Origin of the sequence: Mesorhizobium sp. M7A.F.Ca.CA.002.15.2.1, from assembly GCF_003998715.1 — a bacterium.
Taxonomy (GTDB): domain Bacteria; phylum Pseudomonadota; class Alphaproteobacteria; order Rhizobiales; family Rhizobiaceae; genus Mesorhizobium; species Mesorhizobium ciceri.
Genome location: NZ_RZPI01000724.1, coordinates 1 through 2695 on the forward strand (window position 1 = coordinate 1; position 2695 = coordinate 2695).

Annotated in this window: 2 protein-coding genes; both read left to right on the forward strand. The window is 63.2% G+C overall.

The genetic code is table 11. From position 1 onward, the window contains the following. Window positions 1-309 (forward strand): hypothetical protein (locus ENZ74_RS28225; protein WP_127313162.1); only part of this gene is annotated, 309 nt, incomplete at its 5' end. Between the two features lie 187 nt (window positions 310-496). After that, a complete protein-coding gene (locus tag ENZ74_RS28230; protein WP_063168946.1) occupies window positions 497-2527 on the forward strand; it encodes a bifunctional UDP-sugar hydrolase/5'-nucleotidase in 2031 nt (676 codons plus the stop codon). The last annotated feature ends 168 nt before the right edge of the window (window positions 2528-2695 follow it).

Genomic DNA, 2695 nt, shown 5'->3' on the forward strand with positions numbered 1-2695 from the left:
GCGACCAGCGGCCCCGATAAACCGCCGATGGCAGCGGCGCCGAAAGGCGTCGAGGGCTCGTGGATCGACGCCAAGGGCACCGGCCTGTCGACCTTCACCGGCGGCACCTTCACGACGGTAGCCACCGACACCGGCCAGAAGCTTGCCGACGGCAGCTACACGATGACCGGCGCCACATCGGTGCAGATCAACGGCACCTCGCTGATCCGCCAGACCGCGGTCAGCTTCAACTGCCTGATGGTGTCGACAAGCCAGCTCAACTGCACGAGCTCCAGCGGTCAGAATTTCGTGCTGACAAGGCGCGTCTGAACCCACGACCATTCGTTTTCCAAGGACGGCGGCTGGTTGGCCGCCGTCCTTTTTTGTGCCGGCAAAGGGTCCCGGATTCCGCTTGCGTCATCCGGAACGCGATGGGAACATGGCCAAAGCGCCGGCTGTTATGTTCCAGTCAAGCAAGAGCGCTAATGGCCTCTGATCAGCTTTCCGGGAGACGAAGATGAAGAAGCTTGCCGCCATTGCAGCCCTGTCAGCCTCAGCCCTCGGCCTGTCGGCCGGCGCGTCCTTTGCCGACTACACGCTGAACATCCTGCATATCAACGACTGGCACAGCCGCATCGAAGGCAACAACAAATATGAATCGACCTGCTCGGCGGACGAGGAGACCAAGGGCGAGTGCATCGGCGGCGCGGGCCGGCTAATCACCGCGATTGCCCAGGAACGCAAGAAGCTGGAAGGCCAGAACGTGCTGCTGCTCAGCGCCGGCGACAATTTCCAGGGCTCGCTGTTCTACACGACCTATAAGGGCAAGGTCGAAGGCGAATTCCTCAACGACATGAAGTTCGATGCCATGGCCCTCGGCAACCATGAATTCGACGACGGCGAGGCCGCCTTGGCGCCGTTCCTCGACATGATCAAGTTCCCCGTGCTCGGCGCCAATGTGAAGGCCAACGCGCAATCCAAGCTCGGCGACCGCGTCAAGCCATCTGTTGTCGTCGAGGTCGGCGGCCAGAACATCGGCATCATCGGCGCGATCACCAACGACACGCCGGACCTCGCTTCGCCGGGTCCCAACGTCGCCATCGAGGACGACGTCAAGTCGATCACTGCCGAAGTCGAGAAGCTCAAGGGCGAAGGCGTCAACAAGATCATCGCCGTGACCCATATCGGCTACAGGCGCGAACGTGACGTCATCGCCAAGATCCCGGGCATCGATGTCGTCGTCGGCGGCCATAGCCATTCCCTGCTGTCGAACACCGATCCGAAGGCGGAAGGCCCCTACCCGACGATGGTCGACAATCCGGACGGCTACAAGGTGCCGGTGGTGCAGGCGGCCTCCTATTCGAAATATCTCGGCGAGTTCAAGGTGGTGTTCGACGACAATGGCGTCGTCAAATCGGCCAGCGGCGACCCGATCTATCTCGACAAGTCGATCACCCCCGACCCGGCCGTGCTCGCCCGCATCAAGGAGCTTGGGGCGCCGATCGAGGCGTTGAAGAACAAGGAAGTGGCCGAAACCACCGACGTCATCGACGGCAGTCGCGAGAGCTGCCGCACCCGCGAATGCGCGATGGGCAATCTCGTCTCCGACGCCATCCTCGACCGCGTCAAGGGACAGGGCGTCGAGATCGTCATCTCCAATGGCGGCGGCCTGCGCGCCTCGATCGACAAGGGCACCGTCACCATGGGCGAGGTGCTGACCGTGCTGCCCTTCCAGAACACGCTGGCGACCTTCCAGATTTCGGGCAAGGATCTGGTGGCCGGCCTCGAGGGCGGTCTCAGTCAGGTCGAGGACGGCGCCGGGCGCTTCCCCCAGGTCGCCGGCCTGAAATATTCCTTCGACAAATCCGTTGCGCCCAATGCCGGCCGGGTCAAATCGGTGGAGGTCATGGAAGGCGGTGCCTGGACGCCGATCAAGCCGGAGAAGGACTATCTGGTCGCCACCAACAACTATGTTCGCCAGGGCGGCGACGGCTACAAGGTCTTTGCCGACAAGGCCAGGAATGCCTACGACTACGGCCCCGGCCTGGAACAGGTGGTTGCCGACTATCTCGGCGCCCACCGGCCCTACACGCCGAAGCTCGACGGCCGCATCACCGAAATAGCCGCGACCGTCGCCGCGGCGCCTGCGGCCCCGGCAACCGATCCGGCCAAGCCAGCCGAAGCGGCACCGGCCACCCCGGCGCCCGCACCGGCTGAAGCCGCCAAGCCTGCCGAAGCGGCACCGGCAATGCCTGAATTGCCGGCCAACTCGGGCGATATCGCCAACACACCACCGGCCATATCGACGGAAGGAGCACCTCCCCCGCCAGCGCCACCAGCCGCGCCGGCACCGGCCGAGCCGGCAAAGCCTGCTGAGGCCGCGCCAGCGGAAGCCAGCCATGTCATCGTTGCCGGCGACACCTATTGGGATCTGGCCAAGAAAGCCTATGGCGACGGCGCCAGGTGGAAGGTCATTTCGGGCGCCAACAAGGGCTACGAACCCCGCCGGCTTCCTGTCGGCGCAACCCTGACCATCCCGCCGAAATAGCTCGCTTATATGCCTGAATGACACCGCCCGTCCGAAAACCGGACGGGCGTCCTGTTTTCGGGCTAATGCATGTCGCCCAAAAGTGACCTCGGTTTTGGGAAAACGACATGCATAAAACAAAGAGTTAAAGCGGGTCGTCTGAATCCATTCGGACAATCCGCTTTAAGG